20 protein-coding genes, 1 riboswitch and 1 other annotated feature are annotated in these 23,281 nt (G+C 27.6%); of the genes, 16 read left to right on the top strand and 4 right to left on the bottom strand.

The window, feature by feature from the left end; translation table 11 throughout:
- Nucleotides 1-69 precede the first annotated feature (69 nt).
- From Q3287_RS03090 to rgaR, 13 genes are all read left to right on the top strand, one after another.
- Complete coding sequence (locus Q3287_RS03090) at nt 70-903, top strand: phosphate ABC transporter substrate-binding protein (protein ID WP_054271715.1); 834 nt, start codon at nt 70-72, stop codon at nt 901-903.
- 231 nt (nt 904-1,134) lie between these two features.
- Nucleotides 1,135-1,218: riboswitch (cyclic di-GMP riboswitch) on the top strand.
- A gap of 574 nt (nt 1,219-1,792) precedes the next feature.
- Nucleotides 1,793-2,470, top strand: a complete 678-nt coding sequence (locus Q3287_RS03085) for a response regulator transcription factor (RefSeq protein WP_054271713.1) — start codon at nt 1,793-1,795, stop codon at nt 2,468-2,470.
- A 71-nt stretch (nt 2,471-2,541) separates the two neighbouring features.
- Complete coding sequence (locus Q3287_RS03080) at nt 2,542-4,557, top strand: cell wall metabolism sensor histidine kinase WalK (RefSeq protein ID WP_054277639.1); 2,016 nt, start codon at nt 2,542-2,544, stop codon at nt 4,555-4,557.
- Nucleotides 4,558-4,606: 49 nt separating this feature from the next.
- Nucleotides 4,607-5,287 carry a response regulator transcription factor gene (locus tag Q3287_RS03075; RefSeq protein ID WP_021386210.1) on the top strand — a complete coding sequence of 227 codons (681 nt, stop codon included), beginning with the start codon at nt 4,607-4,609 and terminating at the stop codon, nt 5,285-5,287.
- 340 nt (nt 5,288-5,627) lie between these two features.
- Complete coding sequence (pstC, locus tag Q3287_RS03070; RefSeq protein WP_054271711.1) at nt 5,628-6,545, top strand: phosphate ABC transporter permease subunit PstC; 918 nt, start codon at nt 5,628-5,630, stop codon at nt 6,543-6,545.
- 1 nt (nt 6,546) lies between these two features.
- The gene (gene pstA, locus Q3287_RS03065) at nt 6,547-7,371 is read left to right on the top strand and encodes a phosphate ABC transporter permease PstA (protein ID WP_054271710.1); all 825 of its coding nucleotides are present in this window, start codon (nt 6,547-6,549) and stop codon (nt 7,369-7,371) included.
- An 18-nt stretch (nt 7,372-7,389) separates the two neighbouring features.
- A complete protein-coding gene (pstB, locus tag Q3287_RS03060) occupies nt 7,390-8,154 on the top strand; it encodes a phosphate ABC transporter ATP-binding protein PstB (RefSeq protein WP_054271709.1) in 765 nt (254 codons plus the stop codon).
- A 27-nt stretch (nt 8,155-8,181) separates the two neighbouring features.
- Nucleotides 8,182-8,835 carry a phosphate signaling complex protein PhoU gene (gene phoU / locus Q3287_RS03055; RefSeq protein WP_054271708.1) on the top strand — a complete coding sequence of 218 codons (654 nt, stop codon included), beginning with the start codon at nt 8,182-8,184 and terminating at the stop codon, nt 8,833-8,835.
- Nucleotides 8,836-8,994: 159 nt separating this feature from the next.
- Nucleotides 8,995-9,867, top strand: coding sequence for an aromatic acid exporter family protein (locus Q3287_RS03050; protein WP_054271707.1), 873 nt, complete (start codon nt 8,995-8,997; stop codon nt 9,865-9,867).
- Between the two features lie 83 nt (nt 9,868-9,950).
- Nucleotides 9,951-11,387 (top strand): [Fe-Fe] hydrogenase large subunit C-terminal domain-containing protein, encoded by a 1,437-nt coding sequence (locus tag Q3287_RS03045; protein ID WP_223153368.1) that lies wholly within the window; start codon nt 9,951-9,953, stop codon nt 11,385-11,387.
- 47 nt (nt 11,388-11,434) lie between these two features.
- On the top strand, nt 11,435-12,262 hold the full coding sequence (locus tag Q3287_RS03040; protein WP_054271705.1) for a polysaccharide deacetylase family protein: 828 nt from the start codon (nt 11,435-11,437) through the stop codon (nt 12,260-12,262).
- Between the two features lie 310 nt (nt 12,263-12,572).
- Nucleotides 12,573-12,834 (top strand) — a binding site (T-box leader).
- Between the two features lie 76 nt (nt 12,835-12,910).
- Nucleotides 12,911-15,577, top strand: coding sequence for a valine--tRNA ligase (locus Q3287_RS03035; protein WP_223153369.1), 2,667 nt, complete (start codon nt 12,911-12,913; stop codon nt 15,575-15,577).
- Nucleotides 15,578-16,001: 424 nt separating this feature from the next.
- Nucleotides 16,002-16,712 (top strand): two-component system response regulator RgaR, encoded by a 711-nt coding sequence (gene rgaR / locus Q3287_RS03030; protein ID WP_054271703.1) that lies wholly within the window; start codon nt 16,002-16,004, stop codon nt 16,710-16,712.
- 259 nt (nt 16,713-16,971) lie between these two features.
- Here rgaR and Q3287_RS03025 read toward each other — a convergent pair whose 3' ends face one another.
- Nucleotides 16,972-17,295 carry an AzlD domain-containing protein gene (locus tag Q3287_RS03025; protein ID WP_054271702.1) on the bottom strand — a complete coding sequence of 108 codons (324 nt, stop codon included), beginning with the start codon at nt 17,293-17,295 and terminating at the stop codon, nt 16,972-16,974.
- Nucleotides 17,285-18,001: an AzlC family ABC transporter permease gene (locus tag Q3287_RS03020; RefSeq protein WP_223153370.1), complete on the bottom strand. Its 717-nt coding sequence runs from the start codon at nt 17,999-18,001 to the stop codon at nt 17,285-17,287. The genes Q3287_RS03025 and Q3287_RS03020 overlap by 11 nt, the downstream gene beginning before the upstream one ends.
- 790 nt (nt 18,002-18,791) lie before the next feature.
- On the opposite strand from Q3287_RS03020, the gene Q3287_RS03015 reads away from it, so the two are divergent.
- Nucleotides 18,792-19,811, top strand: a complete 1,020-nt coding sequence (locus Q3287_RS03015; protein ID WP_054277636.1) for a S8 family serine peptidase — start codon at nt 18,792-18,794, stop codon at nt 19,809-19,811.
- Nucleotides 19,812-19,944: 133 nt separating this feature from the next.
- Nucleotides 19,945-21,243, top strand: a complete 1,299-nt coding sequence (locus Q3287_RS03010) for a bifunctional folylpolyglutamate synthase/dihydrofolate synthase (RefSeq protein ID WP_407963505.1) — start codon at nt 19,945-19,947, stop codon at nt 21,241-21,243.
- 130 nt (nt 21,244-21,373) lie between these two features.
- Here Q3287_RS03010 and Q3287_RS03005 read toward each other — a convergent pair whose 3' ends face one another.
- On the bottom strand, nt 21,374-21,619 hold the full coding sequence (locus Q3287_RS03005; protein WP_054271699.1) for a TIGR03905 family TSCPD domain-containing protein: 246 nt from the start codon (nt 21,617-21,619) through the stop codon (nt 21,374-21,376).
- 147 nt (nt 21,620-21,766) lie between these two features.
- On the opposite strand from Q3287_RS03005, the gene Q3287_RS03000 reads away from it, so the two are divergent.
- Nucleotides 21,767-22,633 (top strand): YncE family protein, encoded by an 867-nt coding sequence (locus Q3287_RS03000; protein ID WP_054271698.1) that lies wholly within the window; start codon nt 21,767-21,769, stop codon nt 22,631-22,633.
- A gap of 3 nt (nt 22,634-22,636) precedes the next feature.
- On the opposite strand, the gene Q3287_RS02995 is transcribed toward Q3287_RS03000, so the two are convergent.
- Nucleotides 22,637-23,173 carry a DUF4364 family protein gene (locus tag Q3287_RS02995; protein WP_009891708.1) on the bottom strand — a complete coding sequence of 179 codons (537 nt, stop codon included), beginning with the start codon at nt 23,171-23,173 and terminating at the stop codon, nt 22,637-22,639.
- Between the last annotated feature and the right edge of the window lie 108 nt (nt 23,174-23,281).

The raw sequence follows: 23,281 nt of genomic DNA, 5'->3' as shown, positions 1-23,281 counted from the left end.
AAATATGTATTATTAAAATATAGAAAATATGAAAACAAAAAAATTAAAATATAAGCGGGGGTAAGTGAAATGTTTAAAAAGAAAATAGGAGTTCTTTTAGCTAGTACAATGTTAGTTGGAGTTTTAGCAGTAGGATGTGGCTCTGGTTCAGGAGGTTCAGGAGACTCAAATAAGGTTTCCGTTTCAGGTTCGACTTCAATAGGTCCTCTTATGGAGACTATAGGAGAAAAGTTTCAAGAAAAAAATGAAGGTGTTAGTGTAGAAGTACAACAGATTGGTTCTTCTGGAGGTATAAAAAATGCTATGGAAGGAACATCTGAGATAGGAATGAGTTCAAGAGATTTAAAAGATGAAGAAAAAAGCGCTGGATTAAAGGAAACTAAGATAGCAATAGATGGAATAGCATTAATAACTAATACTGCTAACCCAGTAAAAAATCTAACAATGGATGATGTTAAAGGTATTTATACAGGAAAGATAACTAACTGGAAAGACGTAGGAGGAAATGATGCACCAATAGTAATTGTATCAAGAGAAGAAGGTTCAGGAACTAGAGATGGATTCCAAGAAATTGTAGGATTCAAGTCAGAAGAATTAACTAAAGATGCACAAATAAGTGATGGTTCAGGAAATATAAAAACTACAGTTGAAGGAAATGAAAATGCTATAGGATATATATCATTTGGATATGTTGATGAAAAAGTGAATAGTTTAAAAGTAAATGATGTTGAAGCAACTGATGCCAATGTAATAGCTAATAAATATCCAATATCAAGACCATTTATACTAGTTAATAAAGAAGATAACTTATCAGAAAAAGGCAAAGCTTTAATAGATTATATATTAAGTGATGAAGGACAAGCTCTTGTTTCAGAGAAAGGATTTATTAAAGTTAATCAATAAGATGAATATTTAATATAAAATAGATATAGTACCCTGTGAGATAAGCACCTAAAAATGTTGCCTACTTGCAGGGTATTGTCTATTATTGGTGGTATAAATATAAACATTTTAATTACATAATAGATATTTTAGTACATTATCTCTGAAGAATATTGGAATATTGACAAAATAATATTACAATGTTAGAATAAAAAGGAAATTTATTAAAATGTATTAAAATTTTTTAACAAAAATATTTTAGAAACTGAGAAGTATACCTTATTATTGGGCATCTAGAGGTATATGGAGTTAGTGGTGCAACCGGCTATGAATATAATCTTATATTGCATGGCCTTTTTTTGTTTTAAATTTAACAAAAATATTTAAAAATCTAAAAACTATTGCATTAGTAGTTAGATTTAATTTGATACGTGTAAATTTGGCTTTTAAAGTAGCCATTTGTTGGAAAAGGGGAATTTTTAAAAAAGTATAATGCAATTATAATAAAAAAATAAAGTCTTTATAAATATTAAGACATGAAATATAAACATTTTGTAACAATACATTTACCAAAATAATCCAATTTATTTTATATTATAACTATATAAACCATATAAATCAATACTCAAACTGGCTTATTGACAAGTTTCTAGAGAAATAATAAATTTATAATATAAAATTGCTTTAAGCTCCATTTTCCAACAATCGGAGACTTTGATTAGTATTTAATAATGAATCTTAATATTTAATACAATATTCAAGAATTATTCAAAAATACTTAAGTTTTATAGTCTAGTTTGTAAAGATATTATAAAATAATAATACCAGTTATATAAAAAATAAAATATCATAATTTGTAATGATTAAAATCTGAGACTATGATTGAAATATTTTTGAATGGAGTGGTGTAATGTATAACTTACTAGTTGTAGATGATGATGTTGATATTTTAAATATAAATCAAATTTATTTTTCAAATATAGGTTTTAACGTATATACATCTAAGACAGCTAAAAGTGCTATGAAGATAGTAGAAAGTGTGGTTTTAGATTGTATAATTCTAGATATTTCATTGCCGGACTTAGATGGATATAAAGTATGCAATGCTATAAAAGAAAAGGTTAACATACCTATAATATTTTTATCTAATTATGAACATGAGGAAGAAAGAGTTCAGGGATTTTTAGCTGGAGGAGATGATTATATAACAAAGCCATATAGCTTAAAAGAACTTGAACTTAGAATATATGCTCGTATGAGGCAATATAAAAATATTACATCGGTTCCTAATGTGTTAAAGTTTTCATCTTTAGTAATAAATGTGAATTCAAGAAAAGTAACTTTTGACGAAAAAAGTATCGACTTAACCACCATGGAGTTTGAAATACTGCTGTTTCTAGCTGAAAATAAAGAACAAGTATTCTCAAAAATAGAAATATATAATCAAGTTTGGAAAATGCCTGATATTGGAGAACAACATACAGTACAGGTTCATATTGCACAGATGAGGAAAAAAATTAATTCTTTAAGCAGAGAACATCAATACATTCAAACCGTATGGGGAAAAGGATATAAGTTTGTACCGTAAGTGAGATGCTGTAATCAATAAATAGTTCTTGTTTTATTTAGTACTACTATGAAAGAGATGTGGTTGATGCAATGAAAAAGTATAACATACTAAAAGGAACTCTCATTGTATTGATAGTCTCTCTGTTGGCAATAACAGGATTAAATCTTCTGTATAAATATGATAACAAATATACATATAAGTCTATTAGAGCAAGTAATGGAATCTTAACTATAAATAATGATACTTTTACTAAAAATAAACTTGTTTTCCTAATAGATGACTGGGAGTTTTATAATCATAAAATATTTAAACCGAATGATTTTATAAAGCAACATATAGAACCAGAATACATTTTTATAGGTCAATATCCAGATTTTTCTATGAGAAAAGAGAATCAGTCACCATATGGCAATGCAACTTATCGTATGAAGATAAAAAATGAAGGTAAGGATAAGGTGTTGAGTCTAGAGATTCCTGAAATTTTTTGTGCAAGTGAAGTATGGATAAATGGAGAAATAGTTTCTAAACTGGGAGAGGTAGGAACAGAAAAATATAGACCAAAAATTAAAAATTCAGTAGTAAGTTTTGTAGCAAAGAAAGATACAGAAATTATAATCAATGTTTCTAATTTCTCACATTATTATAGTGGTATGTATTATCCACCTGCATTAGGAGAAACAAAAGACATAAGTAATATGATATTTTATAGATTACTTTTTTATAGTATAATTTGTTTCACAACTTTTGCAATAGCTGTATTTTCACTAGCTGTTTGGTTTTTATCAAAAAAAAGCAAACTCTACTTTTATTTTGGATGTATGTGTATTTTCTTTGCAATACATGTCTCATATCCTTTTGTACATTTACTGGGACTTCCATTAGTAAACTTTACATATGCAGTTGAAGATGCATCATATTTTATAGCGGTCTTATGTATTATTTGTATAAATGGGAGTATATCAAAAATAGAAGAAAATAAAGGATATAGATTTTTAATTTTGCCATTAGGAATTACAATGTGTATCGTATCTATTGTGATACCAGTTGTTCTTCTCCCATATGATATATATTTTGTTAACATGTATGGAAAATTAATAGATATATATAAATATATTGTATTTATTTATATCTTTGTGTCTTCACTAGTTTCAATCTACAAAAGGACATGCTCTAAACATATAAGTTCTTATATTTTAGTTTCAGTGAACATTGTGTTTGGTATTAGTGTATTATTTGATGCAGTAACGAGTAATAGGTTTGAGCCTATATTTACTGGATGGCAAACAGAATACTGTGGATTTATAATTGTAATTTTATTTTCTATTATGATGATACATAGGAACAGGATGATAATAAGGGAAAATGAAAAACTCACAAAGAATCTTGAACATGAAGTTGAAGTAAGAACTAGTGAACTTACAACACTATTAAATGAACGTAAAAAGTTTTTGGCTGATGTAGCTCATGATTTAAAAGCACCTGTTTCAGCTATACAGGCATTTATAGATTTAATAAAGGTTGGTAATATTCATGTAGATGAAGAGACAAAATCTTATCTATATGCCATAAATCAAAAATCAAATGAGGTACAGAATAGAGTACGTAGTCTACAAGAATTTACATCACAAGATAAAGAGATTGGTATTAGTGAGAAGATATGTCTAAATGATTTTATCAAAGAGATATATGAAAATAACTTACCAGACACACAAGCATGTGGTGTAAATTTTGAATTGAGTATATTAGATAAAAAAATATATGCAAAGATAAATAAAGAAAGATTGGCTAGAGCATTTGAAAATTTAATTTATAATGCTTTAAGCTTTACTTCATATGATGGGAAGATAAGTTTGTCAATGAATAAAGAAGATGGATTTGCAGTCATTAAGGTTTCTGATAATGGGAAAGGAATACCACCAGAAAATATACCAAAGATATTTGAACGATTCTTTACAGCAAGAGATACTGACATTTCAACAGGTCAAGGGTTAGGGTTATATATTGTAAAGTCCATTATAAAAGAACATAATGGAGAAGTTTTTGTAGATTCGCAGTTAGGAAAAGGAACTGTTTTTACAATAAAATTAAGTCTATGTTTTTCATAATAATGGGTTATTTAATATAAAAGAATAATGATATTTAGGAGTGATTATAATGCAAACTAAGATATTAATAATAGATGGAGACAAGAATAATTGCCAGGAATTGAAAAACTTTTTAGAAGGAAAAGGGATAACTATAGATTTAGCATATAGCTGTGAAGAAGCTATTGGAAAAATATTTAGTAATAGATATGATTTAATATTTTTAGAGATAATCCTAACTGATGGTGATGGATGGACTCTTTGTAAGAAAATAAGAAATGTAACTACTTGTCCAATTGTTTATATGACTTACATAAATGAAGACCAAAGCATTTTAAATGCCTTAAATTCTGGCGGAGATGATTACTTAATTAAACCTCTAAATCTGGAAATTTTATATGCAAAAGTAAAAGCAATTTTAAGAAGAGTAAATTCATATGTAAATAGCAATGAAAGTAATTCGAAATTAGAGGAATATAATAGAACTAGTGGAGTAATAAAATTAGAAGACAAAATAATAAAATTAACTCCAACAGAAAATAAATTATTAAATTATTTTATAGAGAATCCCGAAAAGACATTAACTACTAAAGAGATATATGAACATGTGTGGTTAAATGAATATTTAGAAGATAATTATAGTGTAGTAGTTGCAGTGAACGGATTGAGAAAGAAAATAGAAAAAGATTATAAAAATCCTCAAAAAATTATAACAATAAGAGGAGCAGGATACTATTTTAATAAGGAATAATATGAATGTATAGGTTATAAAGGACTAAATTTAATTAATAAATATCAATAGCAGATATAAGTAATGAGTTACATGGAAAATGTATTATTACTTATATCTGCTATTTTAATATAATCAAATAACATCATAATGTAAACTAAATGTCAAAAATAGTTCTAAAAGTAAAATCGATGTTAAAAAAGTGAATATAATTTTACACTTGTTTAACTTAATCCTAATATAGATTTAACTTAAAAAAAGTAGAATAAAAGTATAGAAAATTTAATTGATACGAATTATAAAAATTTAAATTTTGAATACAGAATTAAAATCGATAAGTATATTTTAATGGGAGGATATTATGATAGTAAAATCTAGGTTAGTAGGTTTAGAAAAAAATGACAATAATGGTAACAAGACAAAATATATAGTTGAAAAAGTAGCAAAAAATATTTTTCTACTTAGTGCTTTGGTAGCAGTTGCAAGTTTACTTTTGATAATAGGATTTGTATTTTATAAAGGTCTAAGACCATTTATATTTGAGGGATACTCATTTATAGATTTTTTAACTGGTGCAGATTGGGTTCCTTCTGCTAATAAATTTGGAATATCATCTATGATAGTAGCTTCAATATTTGCAACACTTGGAGCACTTGTGATAGGAGTACCAGTAGGAATATTAACATCTATATTTATAGCAGAAGTAGCACCTAAGAGATTAGCAAAAATAATGTCACCAGCAGTTGAACTTCTAGCAGGTATACCTTCAGTATTATATGGTGTATTTGGTCTTGCGGTGATAGTTCCAATGATACAAAACATATTCAATCTTCCAAAAGGTCAAAGTTTATTAGCAATAGTAATAGTATTAGCAGTAATGATGTTACCAACAATAATATCTGTATCAGAAACAGCTATAAGAGCAGTACCAAAAGCATATAAAGAAGGTTCATTAGCACTTGGTGCATCAAAAATAGAAACAATATTTAAAGTTGTATTACCAGCTGCAAAATCTGGAGTATTAGCTGCAGTGGTATTAGGAGTAGGGAGAGCTTTAGGAGAAACAATGGCAGTAATACTTGTTGCAGGGAATTCACCAGTTATGCCAACTTCAATAACAGATAGTGTAAGACCACTTACAACTAATATAGCACTTGAAATGGGATATGCGTTTGGTACACATCAAGAAATGCTATTTGCAACTGGAGTAGTATTGTTCACATTTATATTAATCTTAAACTTAGTTTTAAATAAACTTTCAAATAAGGCGGTAAATTAGAATGAGAAAGTTCAGAGAAAATACATTAAAGTTATTAGTATACCTATCAGCACTATTTACAATAGTATCGTTAGTAGTCATAGTAGGATTTATATTTATAAAGGGAATTGGAAATATGAATTTTAATTTCTTATTTAGCAATTATTCAGCATCAGGTGATGGTGGTATACTTCCAATGATAATTACAACATTATACACAGTAGTAGTTTCTATAGTTGTAGCAACTCCTATAGGAATCTTAGCTGCTATATATTTGCAAGAGTATGCAAAAAAAGGAAAAGCAGTTACAGCAATAAGATTTGCAACTGAAAGTTTATCAGGAATACCATCTATAGTGTATGGATTATTTGGAGGAATTTTCTTTGTTGTTACATTAAAAATGGGATACTCAATAGTTGCAGGTTCTCTTACAGTAGCAATAATAATTTTACCAGTAATAATTCGTACAACAGAAGAAGCTTTAAAGACAGTTCCTCAAGCATATAGAGAATCATCATTAGCATTAGGGGCTACTAAATTTCAGACTTTATACAAGGTAGTACTTCCAAGTGCGATACCAGGAATCCTATCAGGAGTAATCTTATCAGTTGGTCGTATAATTGGGGAATCAGCTGCAATCTTACTTACAGCAGGTACTGTAGCTAAGATGCCAGGTGGAATATTTGATAGTGCAAGAACACTAACTGTACACTCATACTTGCTAACTAAAGAGAGTGGAGATATAGCAACAGCAGCTAGTATAGGAATTGTTTTGATAGTAATTGTATTAGCACTAAACATGCTAGCAAGATTTGTCGCTAAGAAATTGAATAAGGCTAATTATTAAATTTAAGAGGTGTGAATAATGGAATTAATCGATAAGATAAAAATGAGTGTAAAAGATTTGGATTTATTTTATGGTGACAAGCAAGCATTAAATAAAATAAATATGGATATAAAAGAAAATAAAGTTACTGCTTTAATAGGACCATCTGGATGTGGAAAATCAACTTTTATAAGAACATTAAACAGAATGAATGACCTAATAGAAGATGTAACAATTAAAGGAAACATCTTTGTGGATGGAGAAGACATATATACTTCAGATGATGTAATAAATCTTCGTACTAAAGTAGGGATGGTATTTCAAAAACCAAATCCATTTCCTATGAGTATATATGATAATGTTGCATATGGTCCTCGTACACAAGGACTAAGAGATAAGAAACAATTAGATAAGATTGTAGAAGAGAGTTTGAAAGGGGCAGCTATTTGGGATGAGGTTAAAGATAGACTTAAATCATCTGCATTAGGACTGTCTGGTGGACAACAACAACGTATATGTATAGCAAGAGCAATTGCTATGAGACCAGAAGTTATTCTGATGGATGAACCTACATCTGCCTTAGACCCAATTTCAACATTAAAAGTTGAGGAACTTATAGAAGACTTAAAAAAAGACTACACAATAGTCATAGTTACTCATAATATGCAGCAAGCTGCTCGTATATCAGATGAAACAGCTTTTTTCTTAAATGGAGAGGTTATAGAATTTAGTGATACAAAAACTATGTTTACCACTCCTGTAGATAAAAGAACAGAAGACTATATAACAGGTAGATTTGGTTAAAATATATAACTATAAAGGAGTTAGACAATGGTCAATAATAGCTTAGATATAAGTATTGATACTTTAAAGGAACAAACAGTACTTATGATGGAAAAATGTGAAGAAGCAATAGAAAAGTCTGTGACTTGTATGATAGAGAAGGATTTAGAGGGTGCAAGAAAAGTAGTAGAAAATGATGAAGAGATAAATAAATTGAGAGAAGAGATAAGAGATAAGAGTATAGAACTAATAGTATTAAAGCAACCAATGGCAAGAGACTTAAGATTTATCTATTCATTAGGAAATATATCAATAGAGTTAGAAAGAATAGGAGATTATGCAGCCAACATAGCTAGAGAAATGTTGAAAATAGGTGGAGAAGCTTATATAAAAGAGCTGATAGATATTCCTAAGATGGCAAAAGAGTGTAAGGATATGATGTCTCAGACTAGAGAAGCTTTAATCTTATTTGATGCAAGTATAGCTTATGATGTAGGAACTAAAGATGATATTGTAGATGGTTTGTATGAACAAGTACAAATTGATTGTCTAAAAATAATGCATGAAAATACGAATACTATAGACCAAGGAGTAAAACTTTTACTTATAGGAAGATACCTTGAACGAATTGGAGACCACATAACAAATGTATGTGAAAAGATAATTTTTGCAATTGAAGGTAAAATGGTAGAGATAGGATAAAAAAACTGCTTTAAAGCAGTTTTTTTTATTGTCTAAATTAAGAAGTAATTGATAAAAAAATATGATTAATGGGTAAATTTAAAAAATTGTGATATACTAGGAACATATTAAATATGAGGATGCGTATTTTATATAAGGTGCTTTTTAGGAGGTGGAACTTTGAAACTTCAAAAGATGGGTATGAGAACCATAAAGACAGGAATTAGTGTAACTTTATGTATGCTTCTTGGTGACTATTTAGTTGAGAATATGTTTTATTCTTTGGTAGCATGTATAATTTCTGTTCAAGATACAGTAAAAGGTTCTTTAAAAACAGGAATCAATAGAGTGGAAGGTACTATTTTAGGTGGTATAATAGGATTCATATTTGCCATCACTAAAGCTGGAGACCCATTTTTATGTGGTCTAGGAGTAATGTGCTCAATATATTTATGTAATCTGTTTAAAATAAAGTCAGTAGTAGTTGCTTGTGTAACCTTTCTGGCTATACATTTAGGTGTAGGTAATAATGACCCTGTATATTATTCTTTACATAGAGTATTAGATACATCTGTAGGTGTTTTATTTGGGGTACTTGTTAATTATTATGTTGCTAGACCAAATTATCTAAATAGTGTTATAGATGAATTTAAAAAGATAGAAGAACTTTCAATGTTACTTATTGAAGATAAAATACTCAGAAAAAATAATTTAGATGTAGAGAGATTTGAAGAAGAAGTAGAAAAATTAGAAGAAATATACTCAAAACTTATTGATGAGTTGGATTATAGTTTGAGTGAAACTAATATAGAAAAAATTGAGAATGCCTTAAGGATATGTAGAGAGATACATTTTCACATGCAGTCTATAGAGTTACTAGAAAATAAACTTTATTTGAAGGAGCATACATATAAATACCTTAAGAAAATATATAATGTAGATGAATTAGACTGGAATATAGATGAAGAAAAAAGTCCTGTATTCAACTATCATTTAATGAAAATAATGCTTGAAATAGAGATGTTAAAGAAATTAAATAAATTATATCAATAATAGTAAGTAAATAATAAATAAAAAATAGTATCTTTGTAAATATTAAACATATATAAGTTTAATTTACGGAGGTACTATTTTTTATGGATACTAAAAATGATAATTCTAAAATATTAGAAATATATAAGATGAAGCTTTTTGGAGAACTTGTAAAGGCAGTTTGGAATGATGATACAGAGGATATTGAAAACTTACCTGAAAAAATATTAAATGAAAACTTAAATGAAAATTTAAAAACTAATTTTGGTGAAAAATTTGATAAAGATACTATGGTAAATTTAATTAGGGTGACTATGGGATTAGATGTAACAGGAGACACAGACAAAAATTTAAAAGATACACTACATGAAGCTGTAAATTTAGATGAAGTCAAAAGACCAATAATATCTATAATATCAGATGCTTGCAAATATTGTGATGAAAATAATAAGGAAGATAAGTCATGTAAAATAAGAAGCAAGCATATTAATTGTAATGAGGAAGATGTATGTAGTGCTTGTGGTGATTGTGTATCAAGATGTAAGTTGGGTGCAATATCAGATAAGATAGAATTTATACCAATGATAAAATTGTTAAAAGACATAAAGAGTCCTGTATATGCAATAGTAGCACCAGCTTTTGTAGGTCAGTTTGGAAAAGATGTAAGCCCTGGTAAATTAAGAACTGCATTAAAAAAGATAGGCTTTGAAGATATGATAGAAGTTGCTTTGGCGGCGGATATGCTTACTGCAAAAGAAGCATATGACTATTACGAACATATGAAAAAAGATGAAGAAGGATGCTTTATAACTAGTTGTTGCTGTCCTATTTGGGTCAGCTTGATACAGAATAGTTTTCCTCAAATATTGGAGAATGTATCGCCATCTGTTTCTCCTATGATTGCTTGTGGTAGAGCTGTAAAAATTTTGAATCCAGATGCTAAAGTTGTATTCATAGGTCCTTGCATGGCGAAAAAGAAAGAAGCAATGTTAGAAGATATAAAGGATGCAGTTGATTTTGTGCTTACATTTAAAGAGTTACAAGAAATATTTGATGCATTAGAGTTAAATCCAGCGATAATGGATGAAAGTAATAGAGTAGAGGCATCCCTTTCAGGTAGAGTTTATGCTAGAACAGGAGGTGTAAGTAAAGCAGTTAAATTATCAGTTAGAAGAATTGACAAAAACATAAAATTTGAAGAAAAAGCATTTGAAGGAACAAAAGAATGTATGGACGGTTTAAAGAAAGTTTTAAATAATGAGATAGAAGCTACATTTATAGAAGGAATGGGGTGTGTAGGAGGCTGTGTGGGAGGTCCTAAGCGTATTCTAAGTGTAGAAGAAGGAACTAAAAATGTCGATGAATATAGTGAAAGTACAAATATGGAAACTCCGTTTGACAATTTAAATGTATTACAATTTTTAACTTCTTTGGGAATCAAAAGAGTAGACTCTTTAGGAGAAAAGGAAGAAGAAAAAGTTAAAAAAATATTTAGTAGAGATATAAAAAGCAATAAGAAAGAGAATAAGTATAAAAAATAATTTTTTTACTCTTAAACTTATGCTTTTATAAAAGGGAGATATGGGGGATGAAAATTAAAGATAATAAGACTGCTTTTCATGTAATTATAAGGATATTTCTTATAGCTGTTTTAATTTTAACTGGAACATTATTAGAAGAAAAAATTAATAATGTTCCAGTCCAAAATATAAGCACAAAAGATGAAAATACACTAGAATTACTTTCTCAAAATAATACTTTAGGAGAAATTATGTATAAAGCATCTCAAGAGGAAACAAAAGGGCCAGGAGCTACTTCTGAAAAAGTAGCATACATAACAATAGATGATGGACCATCAAAATATACAAATGCACTTCTTGATATTTTAAAAGAAAATGATGTCAAAGCGACATTTTTCATGCTTAATCAAAATATGAAAAACCATAAGGAAGAAGTAAAAAGAGTACTAGAAGAAAAAAATTCAATAGGTTTTCATAGTGTAAGTCATGATATACATAAGCTATATAAAAGCCCAGAGGTAACAGTTGGGGAGTTTAATACATGTAATGATACTTTACAAGATATAACTGGTCAGAGTTCAAAATTAATAAGATTGCCATATGGAAGTAAGCCATATATGCCAGAAGGTTCATATAGTAAACTTATGGCAAATGATTACTTAATTTGGGATTGGAATTTGGATACACAAGATTGGAAATCTTCTACAAGTCAAATAGTTAGTAATATATTGTATTATGGAAGAAAAAGAGATGAATTGGTAGTGTTAATTCATGAGAAAGAACAAAGTTTAAATGCTCTAAATAACATTATAAGAATTTTAAAAGAGAGAGGATATACAATATTACCAATTACAGAGAATATCACACCTAAAAATTTCTGGCAAGAAAACTTATAATAAATTTAAATATAGTAAAAAATAAAGTAAATTATTTATGAAATAAAACATATAATTTATAAAATAGAATATAAAAAATACAGAATAATAAAGGGAATATAAAGAAAATATAATTTAAAATTAAGAAAATACTGTTAAGATTTAAACAAAATAATAGTATAATTTACTGTCATGATAAAATAAGTTGGAAAGATGGTATATAAAATAACAATTATCATAAAATATAAAAAGACAATTGAGAAAATTCAGAAAAAATAAAATAAAAATAATTGACAAAAAGAATAATATTTGTATATAATAATATGTAACATTAAAGACTGAGAAGAAGAGGAGTAAGTAAATACTACTAAAAGAGAGGAAAATTCATTGGCTGTAAGATTTTCTAAGTATAAGGTTTACTGAATGTAGCTTTGGAGTTTCTAAACTGAACTGTTAGTAAGTTTAGACGGTTAGAACCGTTAAATTCTTTGAGAGTCAAAGTTGATAAAATAACATTAAGTAATATTTAGTTATATATTAATGTGTTTTAAGCTTTGGAATTAAGGTGGTAACGCGAGCTTTTCGTCCTTTTTAAAGAGGATGAAGGGCTCTTTTTTATTTCTAGAGATATTTTAAAAATTTATTTATAAAAATATAGGAGGCAAGACAATGGAAAATACGAACTTATCAAAAACTTATAATCCAAAAGATTTTGAGGCTAGGTTATATAAAAAATGGATGGACGAGGGGTATTTTAAATCTAAACCAAATCCAGATAAAAAGCCATTTACAATAATGATGCCACCACCAAACATAACAGGACAATTGCATATGGGACACGCTCTTGACCATACACTTCAAGATATATTAATTAGATGGAAGCGTATGGATGGGTATGAAGCTTTTTGGCTTCCAGGAACAGACCATGCTTCTATAGCAACTGAAGTTAAAGTTGTTGAAAGAATAAAAAAAGAAGAAGGTAAAACAAAGTATGAAATAGGTAGAGATGAATTTCTAAAGAGAGCTTGGGAATGGAAAGATGAATTTGGAGGAAAGATATCTAATCAGCTTAAGCAATTAGGAGATTCTTGTGATTGGGACAAAGAGAGATTTACTATGGATGAAGGGTGCAATGAAGCAGTTATAGAATTCTTTGTAAAATTGTATGAAAAAGGTCATATATACAGAGGAAATAGAATAATAAACTGGTGCCCAGATTGTAAAACTACTTTATCAGATGCAGAAGTTGAACATGAAGAACATGACGGAAACTTTTATCATATAAAATATCCACTAAAAGATAGTGAGGATTTCTTAGAAATAGCTACAACTAGACCTGAGACAATGATAGGAGATACTGGTATAGCAGTAAATCCAGAAGACGATAGATACAAACACTTAATAGGAAAAACAGCAATACTTCCATTAGTAGGAAGAGAACTTCCAATAGTTGCAGATAGTTATGTTGACTTAGAGTTTGGAACTGGTGCAGTTAAGATGACTCCAGCACATGACCCTAATGATTTTGAAGTAGGATTAAGACATAATCTTGAACAGTTAAACACTATGAATGAAGATGGAACTATGAATGAAGTTTGTGGAAAATATGAAGGTATGGATAGATTTGAGTGTAGAAAAGCTATCGTAGCAGACTTAAAAGAGCAAGGTTACTTAATTAACATAAAAGAGCATAATCATAATGTAGGAACTTGTTATAGATGCCATACAGTAGTTGAGCCTAGATTATCAGAGCAATGGTTTGTTAAGATGGATGAACTTGCAAAACCAGCTATAGATATTCTTAAAAATGGAGAACTAGAATTTGTTCCAGAAAAATTTGATAAAACTTATTTACAATGGTTAGAAAATATAAGAGATTGGTGTATATCAAGACAATTATGGTGGGGTCATCAAATACCAGCTTATTATTGTCAAGAATGTGGAGAAATAGTAGTAGCAAAACAAATGCCTGATAAATGTCCTAAATGTGGAAGTACTCATTTTAAACAAGATGAAGATGCATTAGATACTTGGTTTAGTTCTGCATTATGGCCTTTCTCTACTCTAGGATGGCCAAATAAAACTGAAGCTTTAGACTACTATTACCCAACAAGTGTACTTGTTACAGGATATGATATAATATTCTTCTGGGTAGTTAGAATGGCTTTTGCAGGTATGTTCTGTATGAATGAGAAGCCATTTGACCATGTATTAGTTCATGGATTAGTAAGAGATTCTCAAGGTAGAAAGATGAGTAAATCTTTAGGAAATGGTATTGACCCATTAGAGATAATCGAGCAATATGGAGCTGATGCACTAAGATTTACATTAACAACTGGAAATTCCCCAGGAAATGATATGAGATTTTATATGGAAAGAGTAGAATTTGCTAGAAACTTTGCTAATAAATTGTGGAATGCATCAAGATTTGTATTTATGAATATTGATGAAGATATAATTAAAAACATAACTAGAGAAAGTGTTAAGGATAATTTAACTCTAGCAGATAAATGGATAATATCAAGAGCAAATAATATTGTAAAAGAAGCAACTAATAACATGGATAAGTTTGATTTAGGAATAGCACTTCAAAAGATATACGATTTCACTTGGTCAGAGTACTGTGACTGGTATATTGAAATGGTTAAACCTAGATTATATGGAGAAGATACAGATGCTAAGTCTGCAGCATTATACACATTGACTTATGTTCTTGAAAAGATATTAAAATTATTACATCCATATATGCCATTTATAACAGAGGAGATATACACTTACCTTCCTACTGTTGAAGGATGTATAATAGTATCTGAGTGGCCAAAATATAATGAAGAAGATAATATGGTTGAAGAAGAAGAAATGATGAATTTATTGATGGAAGGTATAAGAAGTATAAGAAATGTGAGAGCAGAAATGAATGTACCACCTTCTAAGAAAGCTAAGTTGATAATAGTACCAAGTGAAGAAAAGGTAGAAGCTATTGAACTTGGTAAAGATTATTTTATAACTTTAGCATCTGCTTCAAATGTTGAAATAGCAAAAGATAAATCTAATGTTCCAGAAGATGCAGTTGGAGTAGTTATTGATGGTGTTGAAATATTTATACCTCTTAATGAACTAGTTGACTTTGAAAAAGAAATTGAGAGATTATCTAAAGAAAAGAAAAAATTAGAGGGAGAAATAAAGAGAGTTAATGGAAAACTTGCAAACCAAGGATTCTTAGCAAAAGCTCCTGAAAGTTTAATTGAAGAAGAAAAAGCTAAAAAAGAAAAATTTGAAGAAATGATTAAATCTGTTGATGAAAGATTAACAAATTTAGAATCTAAAATAAAATAAATACTAGAGTTAATAAAAACATACAAAAAGTACGTAATCTGTACTTTTTGTATGTTTTTCTTTCTATATATACAAATATGATGTTATAATTCATTACAGATGTGTTATATTTTTATCTTATTTATGATGATATTAATCTTATATCTAAAAAATTTATGAGCAATAAAAATTTGCTATATTATGATATTTAATATAGGATGATAAAATACAGATTACGTTTGCCTTCATATATTTTTTGCACAATATATCTAGAAAAATAGATGAATTTATCATAATTTAAGTTTATGTATCAAAGATAATTACTAGAAGTAGTTTAATCGACAATTTAAGTTTGTAAAGAAATTTGAATATAAAAGTCAATGAGTACAGTTTGTAAATTGAAATAAAGTAAACTAAATGATATTTTAGATTTGGAGGTGATATTATGTTCAGGGTAGTTATATGTGATGACGAAAAAATACAAAGAAGCATACTTAAGGAATTTGCAGAAAAACTTTTGTCTGAAAGGTGTCTAAATTATCAAATACTGGAATTCTCTTGTGGAGAAGATTTAATATCTAAATACCCAGAAAAAATTGACATTATATTTTTAGATATCCAAATGAAAGATATCAATGGAATTGAGGTGGCTAAAAAGATAAGAAAGTTTGATGAAAAAGTAGAAATTATATTTACAACTGCTTTTTCAGAGTATGCCCCCCAGGGTTATGAAGTACGTGCTTATAGATATTTAGTAAAGCCTATAGAGTATAGTAACTTTGCAATGGGTGTAAATCTTTGTATTGATAACCTTCAAAGAAAGAAGGAGCGTTATATAGTTTTAAATAGTAAAAAAGGATTTAATAGAATACTTATAGATTCTATTTTATATGTTGAAACTGTAAAGAGAGATTTAGTTGTACATACATTAGGGAGAGATTATAAAGCCAATATGAGCATGAAACAAGCAGAAAAATTATTGTGTGAAAATGGATTTTTCAGATGTCATACAAGTTTTATTGTCAATTTGAGAAGAATAGAAGATCTTGGTGATAATATGATTACTATTAATGAGAAATTTATACCAATTAGTAAGTATAGACTCAAAGATTTAAAAGTAGCATTAACAAGCTTGTTATGTGATATAATGTATTAATTTTGAAAAAGGTAAATTAAAATATTTAAAAAATATTTAAAGTCATCACAGAGCTATTTATTCAAGACTGTCTTAATATAGAAAAAATTCTCTGTATTAAGACGGCCTTTATTATGATGTAAAATAGTAGCTTATAGATTCTAGGTATTGTTTCATTATGTGGAGTGTACAATTATAATAGATTAATTATTAGTATATTATAGATAATTTCTATATGTAGTATTTTAGTTTTTTACTATGCATTAACATATATTAAATTTTACAATATGACTCCAAAAAAGCATATAGATATTGCACCTACAGCTATTGAGATAGCAATAGACTTGAATTTATAAGCTACTAATAGTACTATTATACCTGATATAATTTTGGGATTAGTTAATGACATATATAGATTATCTCCATTAAAAAAAATATCTTTTGCTATGAGTGAACTAAGTATAGCAATAGGTATAAACTTCATGATGTCTTTAATAGAATCAGGCATATCATTTTTTGAAAGTATTATCATAGGTAAAATTCTTGGAATATAAGTAACAATTGCCATACCTAAAATAACTACAAGTATGTAATTAGTATTCATGGATTTCCTCCTTCTTGCGAGTTAACTTTTGTATATAAAAGCCAAATAAAGCAGATAAAATAGATGCTATTATGATGACTAAACTACTTTTAAAGAAAGTATATAAAATTATTGATAATAGGATAGAAAGCATTGAAACTAGTATGTATACTTTACTTTTAATTTGATTAACTACTAATGTTATGAACATTGCTATAAGTAGAAAGCTTGCTACAGAATCACTTATAGTGACAATTTCTCCAAGAAATGCTCCTAAGAAACAACTACCAGCCCATACTAGTATACAAAGATTGTTTAGGTATAATGCGTGTTTATCTGTCCAATTACTATAAGTATATTTTTCTAAGTTTATAGCAAATGTTTCATCTGTAACACCATGACAAAAATACATTAAAAACCTCATATTTTTATTTTTTATATGCATATGTAAGTTGGAGCTCATTAAAAAATTACGAAGATTCAATATAAATGTGGTTAGTACTATTGAAGTTATACTTCCATTTGAAGCTAGCATTGAAGCAGCCACAAACTGTGAACTACCTGCAAATACCATAAGTGACATCATTAGTATGTAAAAGGCAGATAAACCTGCTTTTTGAAGCATAATACCGCAAATAAGTCCTAATGGGATATATCCTAGAAATATTGGGATTGATGTCAGAAAACTTTCCTTTAAAATTTCTTTTCTTGATATTTCTTCTTTCAAATATAATCACCTCTTTAAAATAATGAATATTTATAAAATTCTATAAATATTTGTTTCATTTTATTATATCTATTTTAATTAGTTATATCAATGTCTGAGGCAATACAGTATATATTAAAATAAGCATTTATAATTTGTAGAACTTATAGTAATGAATTTATAAATAGTTTAGTTCTATTAAAAGATTTCCTTTTATGCAATTTATTTATTGAAATATGATATAATGTATAAGGGTTTAGGTATAAATCCTTAGGATAATGACTATATAAATTTTACGAGTGTACAGAGTGCAAGTTTTTATGTACTGATTTAAATATATATTTATTCGCTATCTTGAGTGTTTTTTTACATATTGATTCATACATTGTAGAATGTATTACAAGACAATTACATTTAAATTAATGTTCTTATAGTATATAAATAATTATTCCCCTAAATAAAATTGAGGTTTATGATATTTAAATAAAAAAGTAGAATGTGTAATTGATGGTTAATTATAAATATATATGAATAAAGTATACGAGGGGATTGTCTAGTAAGAAGGATAATCTCCTTTTTACAAATAATTCTAAATTGTGATATAAATCTAAAAATTTTATCTTATTATTTAACAATTTAATGATAATAATTGATATAATGAATATAAATTGAATATATAGTATACTTAATTTATGTTTTTAGAAGTAAATATGGCATTTAAAAGAGAAATTGTGCAACTTAAATTAAAATTTAAGATGAACTATTAACATAGATATATTAAAAACTTTTAGTAATGGAGAATATATGTGATATGAATAATAAAGTTAAGGTTGCAGTATTAGATACAGGAATAGATAAAGAACATGATTACTTAAAGGATAACTTAGTTGGAGGAATTGCTTTTGAATGTATACATGATTATATTTTTATATCAGATAAATTTGATGATGAAGATGGTCATGGAACTGCTTGTGCATCAATAATAAAGAAGGAGTATGAAGATGTAGAGCTATTTGTTATAAAAGTTTTAGGTAAAGATAGCATCGCAAATATAAAAGTTCTTGAAGAAGCATTAAAATATCTTTTAGACACAAACATAAGATTGATTAACTTAAGTTTATCAGTCATAGGAGTAGAAAGTGTCAAGGGATTATTTGAAGTTTGTTATGAATTGTTTAGAAAAGGGAAAATAATAGTATGTTCATTATCTAATGAATTTGACTTAAGTTATCCAGCAATGTTTAATAATGTTATAGGAGTGAGAGGATTTACCTTAGATGTAGATGATTCTTTTTGGTACAATAAAAAATATGATGTTCAATGTGTTATGGATAGTAATTCATATATAAGTTGTGATATAAATAATTCTTATAGATTACCACCAAAGTGTAATAGCTATGTAGCAGCAAAGTTTACTGGTAAAATAGCTAAGATATTGTCTGAAAATCCAGATATAACAATATCTGATTTAAATGATAAACTTGAACTATTAGCAATTAAAAATAATTGGGATAGTTTTGATTTAGATGAATATAGTAGAATTCCAAACTTTAAACTAGATTTGTATGACAAAGAAAATGTTCTTCTTATGAAAGTCGCTGATGTTGTTAGAGATTGCTTAAATATTAAAGTTGATAATGAAAAATTATTTCAATGTAGTCTTTTTAATAAAGAGGTAGGATTAGTTTATGATAATTGTTTTAGTTTGCTTCAAAAACTAGAACGGGTATTTAACATAAAATTTAATTATATGGATATATCAAAGTATGATTTAGTTTCGATATATACATTAACTGAGTTAGTAGAAATGTATAAAAATAAAAAATTATAAATAAGGAATTAGTAATTAGATTTAATGTATAAGGTATTAGATTATATGTATTCTTTGTCAGTAGATTAAAAGCAAAAAATATACTATAATTAGATAACATAAAAGAAAATGCCGATACAGGGGGAATTAGATAATGAAATATGAAGAAGCATTAGAGTACATATCACAAACCAATAAGTTTGGTATAAGATTAGGTCTAGAGAATATTGGAAAATTATTAGAATTATTGGGGAACCCACAAGAAACTTTAAATATAATACATGTAGCTGGAACTAATGGAAAAGGCTCAGTGTGTTCTTTTGTTTCTAATATACTAAGAGAGTGTGGATATAAAGTTGGTTTATATACATCTCCGTATTTAGAAACCTTTACTGAACGTATAAGAGTAAATGGAGAAAATATACCACAAGACGATGTTGCTAGGATAATTGAATTAATAAAAGAAAAAATAGATATTATGGTAGAACAAGGCTATGCATATCCAACAGAGTTCGAGGTGGTTACTGCAATGGCATTTTATTACTATTCAGAACAAAATGTGGATTTTGTTGCTTTAGAAGTTGGTTTAGGTGGAAGATATGATGCTACCAATATAATAACAAAATCACTTGTAAGTGTAATAGCATCTATAAGTTTAGACCATACAGGAATACTTGGAGACACAATAGAAAAAATAGCATATGAAAAGGCTGGGATAATAAAGGAAAATGGAGCAGTACTAGTATATGACCAAACTGATGAAGCAAAAAATGTCATAAAGTCAGTTTGTAATGAGAAAAAAGCACAATATATAGAAGTTAATTTTGATAATATAAATATAAAAAAATCAGATATAGACTCTCAAATATATGACTGTACTGTAATGAAAGAAATTTACAAAGACCTTGAAATAAAATTGATAGGTGAACATCAGATAAATAATTCTATATTGGCGATGAGTGTAATAAAATATTTAAAAGATATAAACAAATTAAAAAAGATAAGTGAAGAATCTATAAGAAAAGGACTTATAAATACTAAGTGGCCAGGAAGAATAGAAAAAATAAAAGAAAATCCAATTTTTATAATAGATGGTGCACATAATGAAGATGGAGCAAAATCTTTAGCAAAAGCACTTAATAAGAATTTTAAAGATAGAAGTTTAACCCTATTAATAGGTATGCTAGAAGATAAAGACATTGATAGTGTTTTAAATATATTATTGCCACATTTTAATAAGGTAATAACAACAACTCCTAATAATCCAAGAGCTATAAATTCAGATACATTAAAAGAAAAAGTATTAAAATATGTAGATGATGTAACATCAAAGCACGAGATAGAAGATGCAGTAAATTACACATTGGAAACATCAAATAAAGATGATGTTATAATAAGTGCAGGTTCTTTATATATGATTGGGACAGTTAGAACTTTAGTAAATAAATTATAACTTTATAAAATAAAAATATAAATACATGAATATAAATAAAAATATAAAAAAAGCTATCTAACTTAGTAGATAGCTCTTTTTTATATAAAGTAAGCTTTTAATAATTTTTCTGATATTTATATAGTGGTAATTATATAGATTGGCGGATAGCTTTAGATAGCTGGTCAGGGCAAGAAGTACCTTTTCCACCACAATCAATACCATTTAATTTATCAGCAACTTCAAGAGCATTTTGACCAATTATTAAGCTTCTAAGTCCTGATAAATTACCATTGCATCCTCCTATGAACTCAGCATCAACAATCACATTATTTTCATCAACTTCAAAAACCATTTCTCTACAACAAACACCACTTGGGTTAAATGTTACTTTCATTAAAAAGACCTCCATTAAATATATTTCATTTTTTTAACATTAATAATAATACCAAATATATGCGTAATAATGCAACTATAAAGCATAATACAAGCTAATGAAATAATATATTATTGTAGTATATGTATTGTGGAGAGGAGGGGTTATGTGAAAATCTATATTTCTAACTATCTATCAAAGAGTATTAGTATAGTTGATTATTCTACACTTGAGCTAGAAAAGGAAATAGTATTAGAAGATAATATATATCCACATCATTTTTGCATAGAAAAAGAAAAAAATTTAATATACATACCTAGTTCAAGTAATGGGATACTCTATGTCTTAGATTTAAGCAATGATAAAATAATTGATACTGTTTCTATAGGAGGAAGTCTTAGTCAAGTTGTACTTAGTGATAATGAATTATTTGTAGCAAATGAAGATTCTAATAGTATATATGTATTGGATAAAAACACATTAAATCCAATAGGAATTATTGGTGTTGATAACATGCCACATGGATTTGATTTTGACAGAGAAAGTAAAAAGTTATATGTACCATGTATAAATTCAATAGTATGTATAGATACAATAAATAAAAATATACAAAAGAAAATTAATATGGACTTTAGAGCATGGCATATAGAACTTGATAAACAAAAGAAAGAAATGTATATATCAACACTTGATGGAAAGCTTATAATAGTTGACGAAGTAAGTATGGATATAAAAAAGGTATTATATGAATTCTTATTACCAGTAGAAATAAGATTTAATTATAGTGGGAAAAAAGTTTATGTTGCTGATTTGGGTTATAATAATGTGAGAATTTTAGATTATACAACAAGTAGATACATTGGGAATATTGAGATAAATGGAATTCCACAGGGATTAGAAATATCTAAAGATGAAAGGTTATTATTTGTGTCAGATACACAAGAAAACTCAGTGAAAGTTTACGAAACTGCAAATAACAAATTAATAAAAGAAATCAAGGTAGGAAAAGAGCCTACAACTATAATTTGTTTGTAGGCTTTAATGTATGTCTCTTATAAGTAAGTCGATAACTTCGGCATACATATAAGATGCATTATTTTTCCAGTTGTTGCAAATAAGCTTTGCCTGTTTCTCTGATGAAACATTTAGATTTAAATCTATTAAGTTAGACTGATTTTCTATGACTCTAAGGTTGACAATAAATTCATTATCACTTTGTTTTACAAAACTAGACTTTACTTGAGTATCTGCTAGTAAATTTTCTTTATTAGAATCTATATACTTGTCTATTTTTTCTGTAACACTAGTAGGTATTCGATTAAAGAAGTATTCTAGACTTTCTACGCCTCTTTGAGTAAGAGCATAATATTCTCTGTCAGAGTCTTTATATGTAGTCAAAAACTTAGATTCCATAAGCTGAGATAAAAGCTGTTGTAATGAAAAATAATTCATCATCTCAGTCTCTAATACTACTTGAGTTATTTGAGAATTAGTTAAATCCATTTTAATTTTTTCTAATATATATAAAATTAAAAGTTTATGATACGCTAATTCTTCAGACGAGTTTTCAAACATAAATATCATCCTCCGTCAAACTATTTCTATATATAATATATTAAACTAATTCATACAAAATTAAAAGAACAATTTATATAGTATTATTAATCTTTAACAAATCATATA

This window comes from Clostridioides sp. GD02404, assembly GCF_045898275.1.
Taxonomy (GTDB): Bacteria; Bacillota; Clostridia; order Peptostreptococcales; family Peptostreptococcaceae; genus Clostridioides; species Clostridioides difficile_A.
Note: the sequence above shows the minus strand (reverse complement) of the source record. Positions and strands in the feature narration are given on the sequence as shown.

Excerpts from the sequence above, each read along its gene's own strand:
- Q3287_RS03090 (WP_054271715.1), top strand. The coding sequence starts at position 70 with ATGTTTAAAAAGAAAATAGGAGTTCTTTTAGCTAGTACAATGTTAGTT.
- Q3287_RS03085 (WP_054271713.1), top strand. The coding sequence starts at position 1,793 with ATGTATAACTTACTAGTTGTAGATGATGATGTTGATATTTTAAATATA.
- Q3287_RS03080 (WP_054277639.1), top strand. The coding sequence starts at position 2,542 with ATGAAAAAGTATAACATACTAAAAGGAACTCTCATTGTATTGATAGTC.
- Q3287_RS03075 (WP_021386210.1), top strand. The coding sequence starts at position 4,607 with ATGCAAACTAAGATATTAATAATAGATGGAGACAAGAATAATTGCCAG.
- pstC (WP_054271711.1), top strand. The coding sequence starts at position 5,628 with ATGATAGTAAAATCTAGGTTAGTAGGTTTAGAAAAAAATGACAATAAT.
- pstA (WP_054271710.1), top strand. The coding sequence starts at position 6,547 with ATGAGAAAGTTCAGAGAAAATACATTAAAGTTATTAGTATACCTATCA.
- pstB (WP_054271709.1), top strand. The coding sequence starts at position 7,390 with ATGGAATTAATCGATAAGATAAAAATGAGTGTAAAAGATTTGGATTTA.
- phoU (WP_054271708.1), top strand. The coding sequence starts at position 8,182 with ATGGTCAATAATAGCTTAGATATAAGTATTGATACTTTAAAGGAACAA.
- Q3287_RS03045 (WP_223153368.1), top strand. The coding sequence starts at position 9,951 with ATGGATACTAAAAATGATAATTCTAAAATATTAGAAATATATAAGATG.
- Q3287_RS03040 (WP_054271705.1), top strand. The coding sequence starts at position 11,435 with ATGAAAATTAAAGATAATAAGACTGCTTTTCATGTAATTATAAGGATA.
- Q3287_RS03035 (WP_223153369.1), top strand. The coding sequence starts at position 12,911 with ATGGAAAATACGAACTTATCAAAAACTTATAATCCAAAAGATTTTGAG.
- rgaR (WP_054271703.1), top strand. The coding sequence starts at position 16,002 with ATGTTCAGGGTAGTTATATGTGATGACGAAAAAATACAAAGAAGCATA.
- Q3287_RS03025 (WP_054271702.1), bottom strand. The coding sequence starts at position 17,295 with ATGAATACTAATTACATACTTGTAGTTATTTTAGGTATGGCAATTGTT.
- Q3287_RS03015 (WP_054277636.1), top strand. The coding sequence starts at position 18,792 with ATGAATAATAAAGTTAAGGTTGCAGTATTAGATACAGGAATAGATAAA.
- Q3287_RS03010 (WP_407963505.1), top strand. The coding sequence starts at position 19,945 with ATGAAATATGAAGAAGCATTAGAGTACATATCACAAACCAATAAGTTT.
- Q3287_RS03005 (WP_054271699.1), bottom strand. The coding sequence starts at position 21,619 with ATGAAAGTAACATTTAACCCAAGTGGTGTTTGTTGTAGAGAAATGGTT.
- Q3287_RS02995 (WP_009891708.1), bottom strand. The coding sequence starts at position 23,173 with ATGTTTGAAAACTCGTCTGAAGAATTAGCGTATCATAAACTTTTAATT.